Source organism: Hymenobacter arizonensis (assembly GCF_900115775.1).
GTDB lineage: Bacteria > Bacteroidota > Bacteroidia > Cytophagales > Hymenobacteraceae > Hymenobacter > Hymenobacter arizonensis.
In genome coordinates, this window is sequence record NZ_FOXS01000001.1 from 216,440 (window position 1) to 231,803 (window position 15,364).

The following is a 15,364-nucleotide window of genomic DNA, read 5'->3' on the forward strand; positions in this document are numbered from 1 at the left end:
CCCGTCCGAGCCTGCGGCTCGAACATCCCCTCCTCTTCTGAGGAGGGGAGTGGGCCGTTCTTGCTACCCGATTTTGCGGGCGGTGTTGATGACGTTCACGCCGTTGAAGCGTGTGGTGGCCGAGCCGTGGCTCACGGCCGAGCTCTGCGAGGGCTGGCCCTTGCCGTCGTTGAAGGCACCGAAGAGGCGGTAGTCACTCTGGTCGCAGATGGCCGAGCAGGAATTCCAGAAATCCTGCGTGTTGGCCTGGTAAGCCACGTCTTCGAGCATTTCGGTGATTTTGCCCTTCTCGATGGCGTAGAACACCTGCCCGCCGAACTGGAAGTTGTAGCGCTGCTGGTCGATGGAGAACGAGCCATTGCCGGCGATGTAGATGCCCTTGTCCACGTTGCGTACCAACTCGTCCACGCTCAGCTTGCTTTTGCCGGGCTGCAAACTCACGTTGGGCATGCGCTGAAACTGCACGTCCTGCCACGACTGCGAGTAGCTGCAACCGTCCGACTCGTTCTGGCCCACCATGTGGGCCTGGTCGCGGGTCTTCTGGTAGTCCACCAGCGTTCCCTCTTTGATGAGGTCCCACTGCTTGGTTTTCACGCCCTCGTCGTCGTAGCCCACGGCGCCTAAGGAGCCGGGCTGCAGCTTATCGGCCACAATATTCACCAGTTTCGAGCCGTAAGGCAGGTTTTTGGCTCTCCACTCCAGCGTGGCAAAGCTGGTGCCGGCGTAGTTGGCCTCGTAGCCGAGCACGCGGTCGAGCTCCAGCGGGTGGCCCACGCTCTCGTGAATGGTCAGGCCCAGATGGTGCGGGTCGAGCACGAGGTCGTACTTGCCCGGCGTCACCGACTTAGCGGTCAGCTTCTGCTTCACCTGCTTGGTGGCGATGGCCACGTCCTCCAGCATGTCGTAGCTGTTGCGGTAGCCGATAACATCCGAGCCCGCGGGGCCGGCAATCTTGTCGGCGGCCTTGGGCGTGAGGTACTCGTAGCCCATGCCCACGGGCGCACTCAGGGCCTGCCGCGTCCGGAATTTGCCCGAAGCCCGGTCGATGGCCGTCACGCCGAAGCTGGGGTAGATGCGGTGAATGTCCTGGTCGATGTAGGAGCCGTCGGTGCTGGCGAAGTACTTCTGCTCGTTCACCTGCTGAATGGTGGAGTTGACGAAGGAAGCCCCCATGTCCAAGGCTTTCGCATTGACGCTCAGCAACAAATCAACTTTGTCTTTGATGGGAACTTCAAATCCATTCTGCTGAATGGGCGTTTTCCAGGCTACCTCGCCGTGCCCTTTCACTGGCGCCAGTTTCACCTGTTCCTTCTGCACTTTGGCGTTGGCTTTGGCAATCTGCACGGCCAGCTGCGCGGCTTTGGCAATGCCGGCTTCGGTTACGCTGTTGGTGGAGGCAAAGCCCCAGGTGCCGTTCGCAATCACGCGCACGCCAACGCCGTAGCTCTCCGTGCTCGAAATACCTTGCACTTGCTTCTCGCGGGTGAACACGTTTTGGTTGAGGGAACGGCCAATGCGCACGTCGGCGTAGGTGGCACCGGCCGATTTGGCGGCGTTCAGGCCGGCGTCGGCCAGGCGCTTTTTCATGGCTGTGTCAACGCCGGGTTCCAGCAGGCGGGCGGGGTCAATCAGATTGCCCGCAAATGCGGGTATGCTCGGTACAAACAGGGCGCCGGCCGCCAAGCCGGAAAGTCCCACAAAGTCGCGTCTTTTCATAGAGGGTGAGTGTAGCGCGGACTTTGCAAGTCCGCGCGTGGGATAAGTTGAAGAGGAAAGAAAACCAGCTGGTCCGCCAGAAAACGGCCGATGCGCGGACTCGCAGAGTCCACGCTACAAGCTTACACCGCGTCGGATAGGCTGGTGAAGGTGAAGTCGCGGATTTTGAGCGGCGGCACCAGGTTGCCGCCCAGACGCACGGCCTTGCCCACCGCTTCCAGGTTGTTAAGCATGATGACGGGGCTCTCGTTGAAGCGGAAGTTTTTCACTGGAAACTTGATTTGACCGTTCTCAATATAGAAGGTTCCGTCGCGCGTGAGGCCGGTGTAAAGCAGCGTCTGCGGGTCAACGGCTCGGATGTACCACAGGCGCGTGACCAGAATGCCTTTGGCCGTGCCTTTGATGAGGTCGGCAGTGCTCTGGGTGCCGCCTTCCATTATCCAGCCACTGGGCGGAGGAATGTCGGGGCTGTTGGATTTTTGGGCCCAGAACTGCGAAGTGTACAGGTTTTTTACCACGCCCTTCTCAATCCACGTCACCTTTTGCTGGGGGCGGCCGTCGCCGGCAAAGGTGAGGTCGGGCACTTCGGGGTGGGTGGGGTCGGAGTAGATGGTGACCCGCTCGTCGAACATCTTTTCGCCTTTCTTATTGCCGCCGCCCTTTTTGCTGAGGAAGCTGCGCCCTTCGTCGGCGTTGCGGGAGTCCATTGACCGCATCATGTTGCTGAGCATTTCCACGGCCGCGGCCGGCTCCAGAATGACGGTATACTTGCCGGGTTCAATGGCCTTGGCTTTTACCGACGAAGCGGCTTTTTCGGCGGCTACGCGGGTGAGGCGGGCGGCATCGAACTTGGCCAGGTCGGTATAATTGGCAATGGCGTAGCCCGAGCCCAGGCCATCGGGCGTGCGCACCGTGATTGTGAAGTCGAGGTTGGTGAGCTGCTGGTAGGCTTCCAGCCCTTTGGAATTGCGCTTGGCAATGAAGCTATTCGAATCATTAAAGAACGCGGCCGACGAAAGCTTCTTGGCGTCGCACAGGGCCATGCTGGCGCCAATCTGCTGCGCACGGTAGTCGGGGGTGATGTCGGCCGTACGCTTGGCAAACGAGGCCGGCGAGCTTAGGTATTTCTGCGGCCCCATGAGGGGCACGTACTCGGGGCTTTCGGGCGCAAGCTTGGCAATTTCCTCGGCGCGCTGCACGCAGCGGCGCAGGGTGGCCTCGTCGAACTCGTTGCAGGTGGCCACGCCGCTGCGCTTGCCGAAGCGCGACTGCACGGCCAGCGACACATTATCCACGGCGCCGGCCGTGCTGATGGTGTTGCGCGCCGAGCGCACGTTGCCGCCAATGGTACCATTGAGTGTGGCCTCGCACTCGTCGGCCGTGCTGAAGCTGAGAACTTTTTTCAGGATGTCCTGCGCCTCGGTTTGAGAGAGTATTGCCATGGGAATTGATGAAATTCGGAGTTGAAAAAGACTCCCCTTCTTACCAAGTAGGGGACGCCGGCGCGAAGCGCTGGCTGGGGTGGTTGGGGCGTTCGAGCCGTTGAGTGCAAATTGTTCGGGCATCGTTCAACGAGGTCAACCACCCCCGTCCGAGCCGTTGGCTCGAACATCCCCTCCTCGGCTGAGGAGGGGAGTTTGACCGTTCAAGGGCTAGCCTATTTTGCGGGCGGTGTTGATGACGTTCACGCCGTTGAAGCGCGTGGTGGCCGAGCCGTGGCTCACGGCCGAAACCTGCGAGGGCTGACCCTTGCCGTCGAAAAAAGAACCGAAGAGGCGGTAGTCGCTCTGGTCGCAGATGGCCGAGCAGGAGTTCCAGAAATCCTGCGTGTTGGCCTGGTAAGCCACGTCTTCGAGCATTTCGGTGATTTTGCCTTTCTCAATGGCGTAGAACACCTGCCCGCCAAACTGGAAGTTGTAGCGCTGCTGGTCGATGGAGTAGGAGCCCCGGCCGGCGATGTAAATACCCTTATCCACGCCCTTAATCATGTCGTCGACACTCATTTTGGCGGTGCCGGGCTGCAGGCTCACGTTGGGCATGCGCTGGAATTGCACCGAATCCCAGGAGTCGGCGTAGCAGCAGCCATCCGATTCGTTCTGGCCCACGATGTGGGCCTGGTCGCGGGTTTTCTGGTAATCGACCAGCGTGCCTTCCTTGATGAGGTCCCACTGCTTGGTTTTCACGCCTTCGTCGTCGTAGCCCACGGCACCCAGCGAGCCGGGCTGTAGTTTGTCGGCCACAATGTTGACCAGCTTCGAGCCAAAGGGAATCTTCTTCGCCTTCCACTCCAGCGTGGCAAAGCTGGTGCCCGCGTAGTTGGCCTCGTAGCCAAGCACGCGGTCGAGCTCCAGCGGGTGGCCCACCGATTCGTGAATGGTCAGACCCAAGTGGTTGGGGTCGAGCACCAGGTCGTATTTGCCTGCGGTTACTGACTTGGCCGTGAGCTTTTGCTTGGCCTGCTTGCCGGCCAGGGCGGCGTCTTCCAATATGTCGTAGCTGTTGCGGTAGCCGATGAGGCCGGTGCCGGCGGCGCCGGCAATTTTGTCGGCGGCCTTGGGCGTGAGGTATTCGTAGCCCATGCCCATGGGGGCACTCAGCGCATCGCGGGTCCGGAACTTGCCCGAGGCCCGGTCGATGGCCGTCACGCTAAACGTGGGCCAAATGCGGTGTACGTCCTGGTCGATGTAGGAGCCGTCGGTGCTGGCGAAGTACTTCTGCTCGTTGATTTGGAACAGCGAGGAGTTGACGAATGAAGCGCCGTTGTCGGTGGCCTTGGCATTGGCTGCCAGCAGCAGCTCCACTTTCTGGGCCACGGGCACTTCGAAGGCATTCAGCTGAATGGGCGTTTTCCAGGTCACATCGCCAAAGCCTTTTTGCGGGGCCAGCACCACTTTCTCTTTCTGCACCTTGGCGTTGGCTTTGGCAATCTGCACGGCCAGTTGTGCGGCTTTGGCAATGCCGGCTTCGGTCACGCTGTTGGTGGCGGCAAAGCCCCAGGTGCCGTTTGCCAGCACCCGCACGCCGGCGCCGTAGCTCTCGCCGCTGGCGATGTTCTGCACCTGCTTTTCGCGGGTGAAAATGCTTTGGTTGAGGTAGCGGCCAATGCGCACGTCGGCGTAGGTGGCGCCAGCCGCTTTGGCAGCGTTGAGGCCAGCATCGGCCAAGCGCTTTTTCATGGCTGCGTCAACACCAGGCTCCAGCAGGCGGGAGGGGTCTACCGGTGTGCCGCCAAAACTTGGAAAGTTGGGCAGAAACAGGGTGCCGGCCGCCAAGCCGGTGAGTCCCACAAAGTCGCGTCTTTTCAAAGGATTATAAAGATTGGGGAATAGAACAGGAGGATTTGTAAATATGGGCACAAATCTTAAGTGAAAAGACAAGGCGGCCCGAGCACAGTTGCGCGATGCCATACTTTCCAGGTAAAAAACCCGATTTATTAGTGCTTCCTGTTTGACGGAGAATTTGCCAGCTGCTGGAATGCAGCCACTTCCGTTTTGAAGTCCGATAAAGAACGTCGATTACTACCCCTGAATTTAAGCGCAAAAGCCCGTAAGCAGACTGCTGCTCACGGGCTTTGGGGGGTGGGTAATTGACGTGCTAAATGCTGGTTACTTGGCGCGCCACGTTAGCGTCAGGCCAGAGGCGCCGTTGCTAAAATAGGCGGGGGCCATACCAATGCCCCGGCCAATGGGCTTGCGTCCCCAACGGTTGCGGTGCGAGAGGTAGGCCAGGTGGGCCGAGAGAATGCCAAAGCCGGCGCCGGCCACCACGTCGCTCTGCCAGTGCTTGTCGTTTATCATCCGAAAGGCTGCGACGCTGCCCGCTACGGCGTAGGACCCGACGCCATACCACCGACTCTTGTCCCGAAACTCGGTGTGCACGATGCTGGCCGCCAAAAAAGCCTGGGCTGTGTGGCCCGACGGGAACGAGAGCCGGTCCGAACCATCGGGGCGCTCCCTGCGGGTCACGTATTTCACGAGGAAGGTGCTGCCCAGCATAATGGCCTCGCCCTTTAGGATGATGAGCAGCGTATTGATTCGGTCATTGCGCGATTCGACTCCGGCCAGGGCCACGGCTCCCAGCTCCAGGTAGGGCACTACCAGCAGAAAGTCATCTACTCGGGTGCGGTAGTTGGGGAATTGCTTTCGGACATCGTAGCGGGCGTCCTGGTCGGTGTAGAATCCGCCCCCGCTCGCGGTCCAGGCTCCATAGCCAATGAGGGCCGCCGGAATGATAGTGGCTCGGAACAGCTTGCTCTTGTACCACTTCGTGCGGCCTGGCACCGACACGCCGTCCGGGTTCTCGTACTTATTAAGGGTGTCGGTAGCGGCCGGGGGCGGAACAATTTGAGCAACAGCGGGATTGAACCCACCCAAAAAAAGCACGAGGGCTGCAAAGCCAGTCAGCAACGAGGAACGCATTGACGTAAGATTAATTCGGTAAAAAGGAGCTGGCCCAAATCAGGTCCTAATAGGGACACTTAACTTAAACGTAACATGCCAACCGTACAAAAAGTACGAAGCTGCCCGGGGCAGGCGTAGTAATTCAGGACTTGCCCTGGTAACAGGCTTTGTCCAGTTTGCGGGCGGGGCGGGTACCTTTGTCCCAGCATAGCAGCGGGCCGTATTATAAGCAGGTTGTGCGTGCCGGGCCTTGCCACAGCCGTATAAGCAACTTCGGCGTGCGCCTGGCCGGGAAAGGCACCGGCGATTCAGATTATAGTAATAGATGTTGAAGTACCTTCTGCTGGTGATTTGGACGGCCAGTCTTTTAGTGTTGCGAAGCCCGCCGGCCCAGGCCCAAAAGCATGGCAGCAACGACGGGTTTCAGCGGCGCGACGGCCAGATGTACGTGGTGCGCAACGGCCAGCTTCGCCCCATGACCCGCGACGTGCACCTGCCCACGGGGGCCACTGTCACCAAAGATGGATTCGTGGTGAGCCCCGATGGCACCCGCACCGAGCTGCGCGAAGGCCAGGGCTGCGACCTGCGTGGGCGCCCCGTAGCCGTGCGCCTGGTTCCAGATGGCTCGCTGGTGCTGGGCCCACCCGCCGAGCCAAAAAGCAATGCAGACGATGCCCCGCCCGTTCGCTCCCTGATGCAGCAGATGGTTGGCAACAGCGAAGGGTCGTTTAAAGCTAAAAAAGCCAAGAAGAACCGAGGAAAAGGGAAAGGCCCGGGCAAAGGGAAAGGCCGTTGGAAAGACGACGACTAGGGGCGGCCTGGTTGCGCCGGCCGCGATAGGGCCGGCCTTGTTGTTATCGACTTTGTTTTTGTTATGGTTTATAGTTTCCTCGCCTCTCCTTTTGCCGACGCTGCCTGTGCCGACCACTACGCCGCCTTGCAAGCCGCCTTGCAAGCCGCCCTGCAAGCCGATGCGAGTACGGACACGTTGCTGCTCGGCAACCTGGTGCTGGAAGATGGCGCCGCGCCGCTCGATGCCGTGGTGGTCCGCCCGCACAGCATCACACTGCTGGTGCTGGTGCCGAGGGGCGGGCAACTGAGTATTCCGGCTTTGGACGCCGGCCCCTGGCAACTGGATGGCGCCCTCCTGACCGGCGCCGACAACTTTGATAACCCCTTGGCGCAACTCACAGCCCAACGGCAGGAGCTAGCCGCATGGCTGGGCTCGCGTTTCACCCCCGCCCAAGCCGACCTGCGCTACATAAGCAGCGTGGTGCTTTTCGCGGCGCCCGTTTCCTACGCCTCCGATGTGGAGTTAGCCCTAAAAAGCGCCCCCAACGGGTTTCGGCTGCTGAGCGCGGCCCCTCACTTGCCCCAGGCGCTGCAGGAGCTGGCTGGTTCCGGAATCAACCTCACCGCCGAAGACCTGGCCGAGTGGGCCGCCGAATGGGAAGCTTTCACCCAGGCCAGGCAGCCCACGGCCGCCGCTGGGCCGGCCCAGTCGGCTCGGTACCTGGGCGAGAAAGCCAAGGCCTTGTGGCGCTGGCTGGGCGCCGACGATGTGCCCGACGACCCGGCCTACGGCTACGTGCCGGCCGTGAGCGCCGCCCGCACCCAGGAAAAGGAACAGCTGGAGCAGCTTCGCCAGCAAATGCAAGCCGACCTGAGTGCCCAACTGCAGGCCCTGGAGGCGCGGGAAGCCGAGCGCGAGCGCAGCATTGCCCAGCTGCGCACCGAGCTGGCCCAGGCGCCCGCCGTAGCGCCCCAGGCCGCCGCCCTGGAAGCCCGCCTGGCCGACGAAAACCGCGAAAAAGCCGCGTTGGAAGCAGCCATGCAAGCCTCCCGTGCCGAGTCGGCGGCCCGCAACCAGGAGCTGGATGCCAAGATTCAGCAGCTAAACCAGCTCATCGAAAAGCTTAATTCGCAGCCTATTCCGCCTGTTGCGGGTCCGTCGTCGTGGGCCACCACCACGCTCCCTGCCAAACCTAGGCTGCCCCGAGTGGGGAAGGCGGCCGTCTATAAGCAGCTGGGTGCGGCGGGCTCCCGGGCTACGGCCTGGCTCAACGAGGGGAGGCGCCGGGCGCAGGAACTGCGGGCCGGGCACCAGCGGCCCCGGGTGGCCGTCGTTGCGGCTGGTCTGGCGGCCCTGGGCCTGCTGGGGTGGGGGCTAAGCCACTTGGGAGAAAGCCCGCCGGTGCCTTACCAGGAAAATGGCCGCTGGGGCTACGCCGATGCCAAGGGCAACCCGGTGGTGTCGGCGCAGTACACCGCGGCCACTCCCTTCCAGGACGGGCGGGCCGTGGTGGCCAAAGACGGCATCTACGGGGTTATCGACAAAAAGGGCCAGGAGGTAATAGCGCCGGCCTACGATGCCCTCTACCCATACGCTGACGGCTATGCCCGCGCCCGCGTGGGCGATGCCTACACCTTTCTCGACGCCGATGGGGAGGAGTTTGACCACTTCTTTTCCAAAGCCCTCGATTTTTCCGATGGCTACGCCGCCGTGCTCGACCACCGCGGGTGGTACTACATCGATGGTCCCAAAATACCCGATAAGCCTGTGGCCTTATTCACCGAGGCGTATTCTTTTTCCGAGGGCTTGGCTCGCGTGAAGCTGCCCGACGGCTACACCTTCATCACCCCCGATTACCTGGACGACCCCAGCCGCGGAACGGAGCCCTTTGGCCGCTACAATCAGGCCACCGACTTCGACAAGGGCCAAGCCTGGGTAATGCAGGATGGCCGTACTTTTTTAATTGACAAAGACGGCGCCGAGGTGAAGTAGCCATTAAGGAATCAGACCACTTTCACCACTTAAAAACTGCTGAAGGCAGCGAGCATAAATTCATTAAATAGAAAAAATGCAGGCTTCTTTTACTTCAGCATTAGCAAAACGGAATTCCTAAGCCCGCCTAACTGAAATTTATCTTCCGGAAACGATTGCGCTGCTATTTCTTTCCCAACAAAAATCTTAGCTTGCGGCCCGCTTAACATTAAGGTAATATGGAAGTTCAGACTTTAAAGTACCCAGCTATCCGCAATTACGTGGCCGGTCAATCGGTAGAAGATGCCTCTACGGCCACTATGGATGTATTTAGCCCGCTTAGTGGCGCCCTGATTTCTACCGTGCCGTTGAGCGGTGCCGCGGCGCTTGACGCGGCGGTGACTGCTGCCAAAGCGGCCTTCCCCGAGTGGTCGGCCACGCCGATTAAGGAGCGGGTGCAGATTTTTTATCGCTACAAAACCCTGCTGGAGCGCGACATGAAAGCGCTAGCCGACCTGGTGCGCGAAGAGAACGGCAAGACTTTCGACGAAGCCCGCGCCGAAGTCGAAAAGGCCATCGAGCTCACCGAGTTTGCCTGCTCCATGCCGCAGCTCATCGCCGGCGAAGTGCTGGAAGTGAGCAAGGGCGTCGAAGCCCGTGTCGAGCGCAAGCCGCTGGGCGTGGTGGCCAGCATCGCGCCCTTCAACTTCCCCAATATGGTGCCGCACTGGACCATCCCGAATGCCATTGTGCTCGGCAACACCATGGTGCTGAAACCCTCGGAGCAAGTGCCGCTGAGCGCCGTAAAAATCGCCGAGCTGCTAAAAGAAGCCGGCCTGCCTGCCGGCGTGCTCAACATCGTGAACGGCGACAAAACCATAGTGGAAGCCATCTGCGACCACCCCGATATTCAGGCGGTGTCCTTCGTGGGCTCCACCAAGATTGCCAAGGTCGTGTACATCCGCGCCACCAGCAACCTCAAGCGCTGCGTAGCACTGGGCGGCGCCAAAAACCACCTGATGGTGCTGCCCGACGCTCATCCCGACATGACGGCTTCCAACGTGGCGGCCTCCATGTCGGGCTGCGCGGGCCAGCGCTGCATGGCCGGCTCCACCATGGTAGGAGTGGGGGCCGTCGACCACATCGTGGCCAAACTGGTAGAGGAAGCCCGCAAGATTATTCCCGGCGAAAACCTGGGCTCCGTCATCAGTCGCGAGGCTAAGGAGCGCATCGAACAGCACATTGCTGAAGCCGAAGCGGCCGGCGCCAAAGTCCTGCTCGACGGCCGCGGCGCCGTGGTGCCCGGCCACGAAGACGGCTACTATGTCGGCCCCACCGTCATCGACTATGTGACGCCCGACATGCGCATTGCCAAAGAAGAGGTGTTCGGCCCCGTGCTGGCCATCATGCGCACCGACACGCTGGACGAGGCACTGGCCATCGAAAACGCCAGCAACTACGGCAACGCCGCCGCGGTATTCACCCAAAGCGGCAGCCACGCCCGCTACGTAATGGACAACGCCAGCGCCGGCATGATAGGCGTGAACATCGGCGTGCCCGTACCCCGCGAGCCCTTCTCCTTCGGTGGCTGGAACGAGTCGAAGTTCGGCGCCTGCGACATCACCGGCAAAAGCTCCATCGAGTTCTGGACCCAGCTGAAAAAGACCACCGTGAAGTGGAACCCCGAGTCGCGGGTGAACTGGATGAGCTAGGCTGAGTAAAAAAAACGTCATGCCGAGCGGAGCGAAGCAGCTCGCTCGGGGAACCTCACCCCCGGCCCCTCTCCAAAAGAGAGGGGAGCCTGACAAGTTCAATCTCGCGCAGAACCGGTGCCCCCTCTCTTTTGGAGAGGGGGTCAGGGGGTGAGGTTCCTCGAGCGAGCTGCTGCGCTGCGTTCGGCATGACATTCAACACTAACAACGAACAATTAAAAACAACACCCTGGCGAGAATTCCCACTCAACACGTCGCGCTTCCGCCGCGCGCCGTGGCGGAACGGAGAGCTTTCCTGAACAGTGCATAATACCAGGCGTCTGAATTGCCATGTGCCGCAGAGATAGAAGGCTGCATATTGCAAGTAAGTTGCCGCGCTGAACGGGGAAGTTCTTCGCTTCCGTTTCTCATTATCTCCTTTCCTTCCGATTGCTATGCATCCCACTCTCGAACTCGACAAGGACCAAATCCTGCACGACAACCTCGACCACACGCTCTTCTCCTGGTCGAAGCAAACGGGCCTGAACCCCATCAACGCCGAGCGCGCCGAGGGCGTGTACGTATGGGACCGCGACGGCAAGCGCTACATCGATTTCTCCTCGCAGCTGATGAACGTGAACATCGGCCACGGCGACCAGCGCGTGACCGAAGCCGTAGCCGCCCAAATGCGCGAGCTCAGCTACGTGTATCCCGGCATGATAACCAAGGCCCGTGGCGACTTGGGCCGCAAACTGGCCGAAATCACTGCGCCCAACCTCACCAAAGCTTTCTTCACGCTGGGCGGGGCCGAGGCCATAGAAAACGCCATCAAGCTGGCGCGGGTGTACACCGGCCGCCACAAGATTATAACGCTGTACCAGTCGTTTCACGGGGCCAGCTACGGCGCCATGAGTGCCGGCGGCGACCCCCGCAAGTTTGCCGTTGATAGCCAGGCTATGCCCAACGTGGTGCACGTCGAAAATCCCTATTTCTACCGCTGCCCCTGGTACTCCGAAACCCCCGAGCAGTGCGCCCAGCGCGCCGCTGATGCCATGGAGCGCATCATTGGCTACGAGAACCCTGGCAGCATTGCAGCCATCATTTTGGAAGGGGAGTCGGGCACGTCGGGCTGCATTAAGTACCCGCCCGGCTACTGGACGCGCATCCGCGAAATCTGCGACAAGCACGGCATCCTGCTCGTGGCCGATGAAGTGATGAGCGGCTTTGGCCGCACCGGCAAGTGGTTCGGCTCCGACCATCACGGCGTTAAAGTCGACATCATGTGCATGGCCAAGGGCATCACCGCCGGCTACCTGCCGTTGGGCGCCGTGATGGTGGACGAGACCATTGCCAAAGCCTTCGACGACAAGCCTCTACCGCTAGGTCTGACCTACTCGGCCCACCCCGTGTCGTGCGCCGCCGCCGTAGCTGTGCTCGACATTTACGAAGAGGACAACCTGCTCGAAAACACGGTGGAAATGGGCAAGTACATGGACGCCCGCATCTGCGACCTGATGGGCCAGCACCCCAGCATCGGCGACTGGCGCAACACCGGCCTCTTCGGCTGCCTGGAACTGGTACGCAACCGCAACACCAAAGAGCCCATGGCCCCTTGGAACGCCACCAACGACCAAATGGCCGTGATGAACCAGGTGGCCGCCAAAATCCGCGAACTGGGGATGTACACGTTTGTGCGCTGGAGCTACATTTTTATTTGCCCCCCGCTGAATATCACGAAGGATGAGATTGACGAGGGGCTGGCTATTATTTCCGAGGCTATCAGCATTGCGGATAAGCACGTGAATTAAGAACGAGCCGGCCACACTTGGCAATACCCAGGAAATCCCAATGCGATGGTAGTCCCACAAAAAGTCAAGAACTTTCTTGCAAGAGGTCCTGGTATTTCCTTAGGGTACAATGAAATTACCTTTTTTGCTCCTGAGTCTCTTGAGCAGTCACAAGTAGGTTATCGAGTGGATGCCGATGGAAACTCCCTGATAACTGGTGAGGAAGGAGCATGGCAGGAAGAATGGCTTGTGATTGGAAACGATGGATTGGGCGACCCGATTATTGTCGATACCAGTAACGACGATTTAATGGTGCTATCTGCGATGCACGGAGAGGGCAGTTGGGAGTCATATGCTATTGCGGATACGCTAGTTAATTTCCAAAAGATTATTCATCTTTTTCAAAAGGTTTCTGAAGGCAGAGCATACCCCGATGAGTTGAAAAATAATCCAATCAGTGAGTCTGAAATTGAAATAGTATTAAAAAGTATTGAAAAGCAAAATCCCGGCTTTGACTTGACCTACTGGGAAATACTCTTTGAGAATGAATAAGAAATCTAATCTGGTTTTGCTTAAAAACGGCCGCGTAGTCACCGCCGATTCCGACGCAGTCTGCGACATCCTAATTGAAGGCGAAACCATCGCTTCCATCGGCCGCAACCTAGCAGCTGGAGGAGCGGAGGTAATCGACTGCACCGGAAAAATCATCGTGCCCGGCGGCATCGACCCGCACGTGCATTTGGAAATGCCTTTTATGGGCACCTTCAGCAGCGATACCTACGAAACCGGGACCCGTGCTGCCCTGCACGGGGGTACTACCATGGTCATCGATTTTATCCTCCAAAAGCAAGGCAATTCCTTGCGTTCAGCCTTCGAGGAATGGAGTGGCCGCGCCACTGGCAACGCCGTGGGCGACTACAGCTTCCACATGGCCGTGACAGATTTCAACCCCAGCACCAAGGAAGAAATCAAGGAGATGATAGCCGAAGGCATTACCTCCTTCAAAACATTCATGGCCTACAAAGGCGCGCTCATGATTGACGACGCCCAAATGGTGGGCCTGATGCAGGAAGTAAAAAAGCACGGCGGCCTCGTAACCGCGCACGCCACCAACGGCGACATGATAGACACGCTCATTGCCCAGCACCGGGCTGCGGGCAAGCTCACGCCGCTCTACCACTACCTCTCGCAGCCCGAAGTGACCGAATCCGAAGCCTCGGGCCGCTTCGCCGACATTGCCAACTACACGGGCGCCAACGCTTACATCGTGCACCTCACCTGCGAGGGCGCCCTCAACCAGGTACGCCGCGCCACCCAGCGTAATCAGCGTGTGCTGGTTGAAACCTGCATTCAGTACCTGGTGCTGGATGCGTCGCTGTACGAAGATGAAGCTAATGGTGCCAAGGTGGTGATGTCGCCGCCCTTGCGCGAGAAAAAGGACCAGGCCACGCTCTGGGCCGGCATCAACCAAGGGCTGGTGAATGTGGTGGGCACCGACCATTGCCCCTTTATGTGGGAGCAGAAATCGATGGGCAAGGACGATTTTTCGAAGATTCCGAACGGGCACCCCGCCATTGAGCATCGCATGGAATTACTTTTTTCGGAAGGTGTTAATACTGGGAAGATTACCCTCAATAAGTTCGTCGAAGTTACCTCTACTAATGCCGCCAAAATCTTCGGCATGTTCCCCCGTAAAGGCACCATCAGCATTGGCGCCGACGCAGATTTGGTGATATTTGACCCCGAAAAGAAGCACCGCATATCCGCCGATACCCACCACATGAACGTCGACTACTCGGCTTACGAAGGGTGGGAGGTGACCGGCAAGATTGACACGGTGCTGCTCCGCGGCCAAGTGGCCGTCGATGCCGGCGAAACCAAAGTAGCAAAAGGCTACGGGCAATTCATCAAGCGAGGAAAAACTAACTTTTAGTCGTGTCATTGCGAGGAGGCACGACGAAGCAATCCGTCCTGGTCTCAGCGACCAGCCTACTAATGTAACAAGCCCTTTTCCTCGCTGAAAAAGTTGAATTCAGCACATCTTAAAGCTTAGCGCTGAGACCAGGACGGATTGCTTCGTCGTGCCTCCTCGCAGTGACAAACTCTAACTCCACCCCAAGCGCATGTCCAGAATTATCAAATCCGGCCTCATCCAAATGAGCTTGCCGATGACCGAAGGCGAAGGCTCCATTGCCGAAATCAAGGAAGCCATGGTGCAGAAGCACATTCCGCTGATTGAAGAAGCCGGCCGCCAGGGCGTGCAGATTCTGTGCTTGCAGGAAATCTTTAACACACCGTATTTCTGTCCCGGCCAGGACAAAGACTGGTACGCCTCGGCTGAATCGGTGCCCGGCCCGACCACTGAGCGCATGGCGGAGTATGCCAAGAAATACAACATGGTAATGATAGTGCCCGTGTACGAGCGCGAAGCCGCCGGCTTCCTTTACAACACAGCCGCCGTGATTGACGCCGACGGAACCTACCTGGGCAAGTACCGCAAAAACCATATTCCCCACACGTCCGGCTTCTGGGAGAAGTTCTTCTTCAAGCCCGGCAACCTGGGCTACCCCGTGTTCCAGACCAAGTACGCCAAAGTAGGCGTATACATCTGCTACGACCGCCACTTCCCCGACGGCGCGCGCATCCTGGGCCTCAATGGCGCAGAAATCGTGTACAATCCTTCGGCTACCGTGGCCGGCCTCTCGCAGTACCTCTGGAAGCTGGAGCAGCCCGCGCACGCGGCAGCCAACGGCTATTTCATGGGCTGCATCAACCGCGTGGGTACCGAGAAACCCTGGAACCTGGGCAAATTCTATGGCACGTCGTACTTCGTGGACCCGCGTGGTCAAATCTTCGCCCAAGCCAGCGAAGACAACGATGAGCTGCTGGTTTCGGAGTTCGACCTCGATATGATTGACGAGGTGCGTTCGACTTGGCAGTTTTTCCGTGACCGCCGTCCGGAGACCTACGAGAAGCTGGTTGAGCTGTAGGCTAGCATTGTTTGCT

At 59.3% G+C, this 15,364-nt stretch carries 11 protein-coding genes; 7 read left to right on the plus strand and 4 right to left on the minus strand.

Annotated elements, in window-relative coordinates:
* Positions 1-63: 63 nt before the first annotated feature.
* From BMZ66_RS00945 to BMZ66_RS25775, 4 genes are all read right to left on the minus strand, one after another.
* Positions 64-1,716: a TldD/PmbA family protein gene (locus BMZ66_RS00945; RefSeq protein WP_092668131.1), complete on the minus strand. Its 1,653-nt coding sequence runs from the start codon at positions 1,714-1,716 to the stop codon at positions 64-66.
* Positions 1,717-1,838: 122 nt separating this feature from the next.
* Positions 1,839-3,158: a TldD/PmbA family protein gene (locus tag BMZ66_RS00950; protein WP_092668132.1), complete on the minus strand. Its 1,320-nt coding sequence runs from the start codon at positions 3,156-3,158 to the stop codon at positions 1,839-1,841.
* 210 nt (positions 3,159-3,368) lie between these two features.
* Entirely contained in the window at positions 3,369-5,021 is a 1,653-nt protein-coding gene (locus tag BMZ66_RS00955) for a TldD/PmbA family protein (RefSeq protein ID WP_092668133.1), read from the minus strand.
* Positions 5,022-5,321: 300 nt separating this feature from the next.
* Entirely contained in the window at positions 5,322-6,134 is an 813-nt protein-coding gene (locus tag BMZ66_RS25775) for a phosphatase PAP2 family protein (protein WP_214606935.1), read from the minus strand.
* A gap of 307 nt (positions 6,135-6,441) precedes the next feature.
* Here BMZ66_RS25775 and BMZ66_RS00965 point away from each other — a divergent pair, with 307 nt between their 5' ends.
* The 7 genes from BMZ66_RS00965 to BMZ66_RS00995 all read left to right on the plus strand — a co-directional run bounded on the left by BMZ66_RS00965 (position 6,442) and on the right by BMZ66_RS00995 (position 15,348).
* Positions 6,442-6,927, plus strand: a complete 486-nt coding sequence (locus BMZ66_RS00965) for a DUF6799 domain-containing protein (protein WP_092668134.1) — start codon at positions 6,442-6,444, stop codon at positions 6,925-6,927.
* Between the two features lie 63 nt (positions 6,928-6,990).
* Positions 6,991-8,901 (plus strand): WG repeat-containing protein, encoded by a 1,911-nt coding sequence (locus BMZ66_RS00970; RefSeq protein WP_092668135.1) that lies wholly within the window; start codon positions 6,991-6,993, stop codon positions 8,899-8,901.
* Positions 8,902-9,119: 218 nt separating this feature from the next.
* Entirely contained in the window at positions 9,120-10,592 is a 1,473-nt protein-coding gene (locus BMZ66_RS00975; RefSeq protein WP_092668136.1) for a CoA-acylating methylmalonate-semialdehyde dehydrogenase, read from the plus strand.
* Positions 10,593-11,026: 434 nt separating this feature from the next.
* Positions 11,027-12,379 carry an aminotransferase class III-fold pyridoxal phosphate-dependent enzyme gene (locus BMZ66_RS00980; RefSeq protein ID WP_092668137.1) on the plus strand — a complete coding sequence of 451 codons (1,353 nt, stop codon included), beginning with the start codon at positions 11,027-11,029 and terminating at the stop codon, positions 12,377-12,379.
* Between the two features lie 45 nt (positions 12,380-12,424).
* The gene (locus tag BMZ66_RS00985) at positions 12,425-12,910 is read left to right on the plus strand and encodes an SMI1/KNR4 family protein (RefSeq protein ID WP_143080001.1); all 486 of its coding nucleotides are present in this window, start codon (positions 12,425-12,427) and stop codon (positions 12,908-12,910) included.
* Positions 12,903-14,291 (plus strand): dihydropyrimidinase, encoded by a 1,389-nt coding sequence (hydA, locus tag BMZ66_RS00990; RefSeq protein WP_092668139.1) that lies wholly within the window; start codon positions 12,903-12,905, stop codon positions 14,289-14,291. The genes BMZ66_RS00985 and hydA overlap by 8 nt, the downstream gene beginning before the upstream one ends.
* Before the next feature lie 190 nt (positions 14,292-14,481).
* Complete coding sequence (locus tag BMZ66_RS00995; protein WP_177204537.1) at positions 14,482-15,348, plus strand: nitrilase-related carbon-nitrogen hydrolase; 867 nt, start codon at positions 14,482-14,484, stop codon at positions 15,346-15,348.
* Positions 15,349-15,364: the final 16 nt, after the last annotated feature.

What these genes read in the sequence shown, in the direction of transcription:
- BMZ66_RS00945 (WP_092668131.1), bottom strand. Translation starts at nt 1,716, where the DNA reads ATGAAAAGACGCGACTTTGTGGGACTTTCCGGCTTGGCGGCCGGCGCC.
- BMZ66_RS00950 (WP_092668132.1), bottom strand. Translation starts at nt 3,158, where the DNA reads ATGGCAATACTCTCTCAAACCGAGGCGCAGGACATCCTGAAAAAAGTT.
- BMZ66_RS25775 (WP_214606935.1), bottom strand. Translation starts at nt 6,134, where the DNA reads ATGCGTTCCTCGTTGCTGACTGGCTTTGCAGCCCTCGTGCTTTTTTTG.
- BMZ66_RS00965 (WP_092668134.1), top strand. Translation starts at nt 6,442, where the DNA reads ATGTTGAAGTACCTTCTGCTGGTGATTTGGACGGCCAGTCTTTTAGTG.
- BMZ66_RS00970 (WP_092668135.1), top strand. Translation starts at nt 6,991, where the DNA reads ATGGTTTATAGTTTCCTCGCCTCTCCTTTTGCCGACGCTGCCTGTGCC.
- BMZ66_RS00975 (WP_092668136.1), top strand. Translation starts at nt 9,120, where the DNA reads ATGGAAGTTCAGACTTTAAAGTACCCAGCTATCCGCAATTACGTGGCC.
- BMZ66_RS00980 (WP_092668137.1), top strand. Translation starts at nt 11,027, where the DNA reads ATGCATCCCACTCTCGAACTCGACAAGGACCAAATCCTGCACGACAAC.
- BMZ66_RS00985 (WP_143080001.1), top strand. Translation starts at nt 12,425, where the DNA reads ATGGTAGTCCCACAAAAAGTCAAGAACTTTCTTGCAAGAGGTCCTGGT.
- hydA (WP_092668139.1), top strand. Translation starts at nt 12,903, where the DNA reads ATGAATAAGAAATCTAATCTGGTTTTGCTTAAAAACGGCCGCGTAGTC.
- BMZ66_RS00995 (WP_177204537.1), top strand. Translation starts at nt 14,482, where the DNA reads ATGTCCAGAATTATCAAATCCGGCCTCATCCAAATGAGCTTGCCGATG.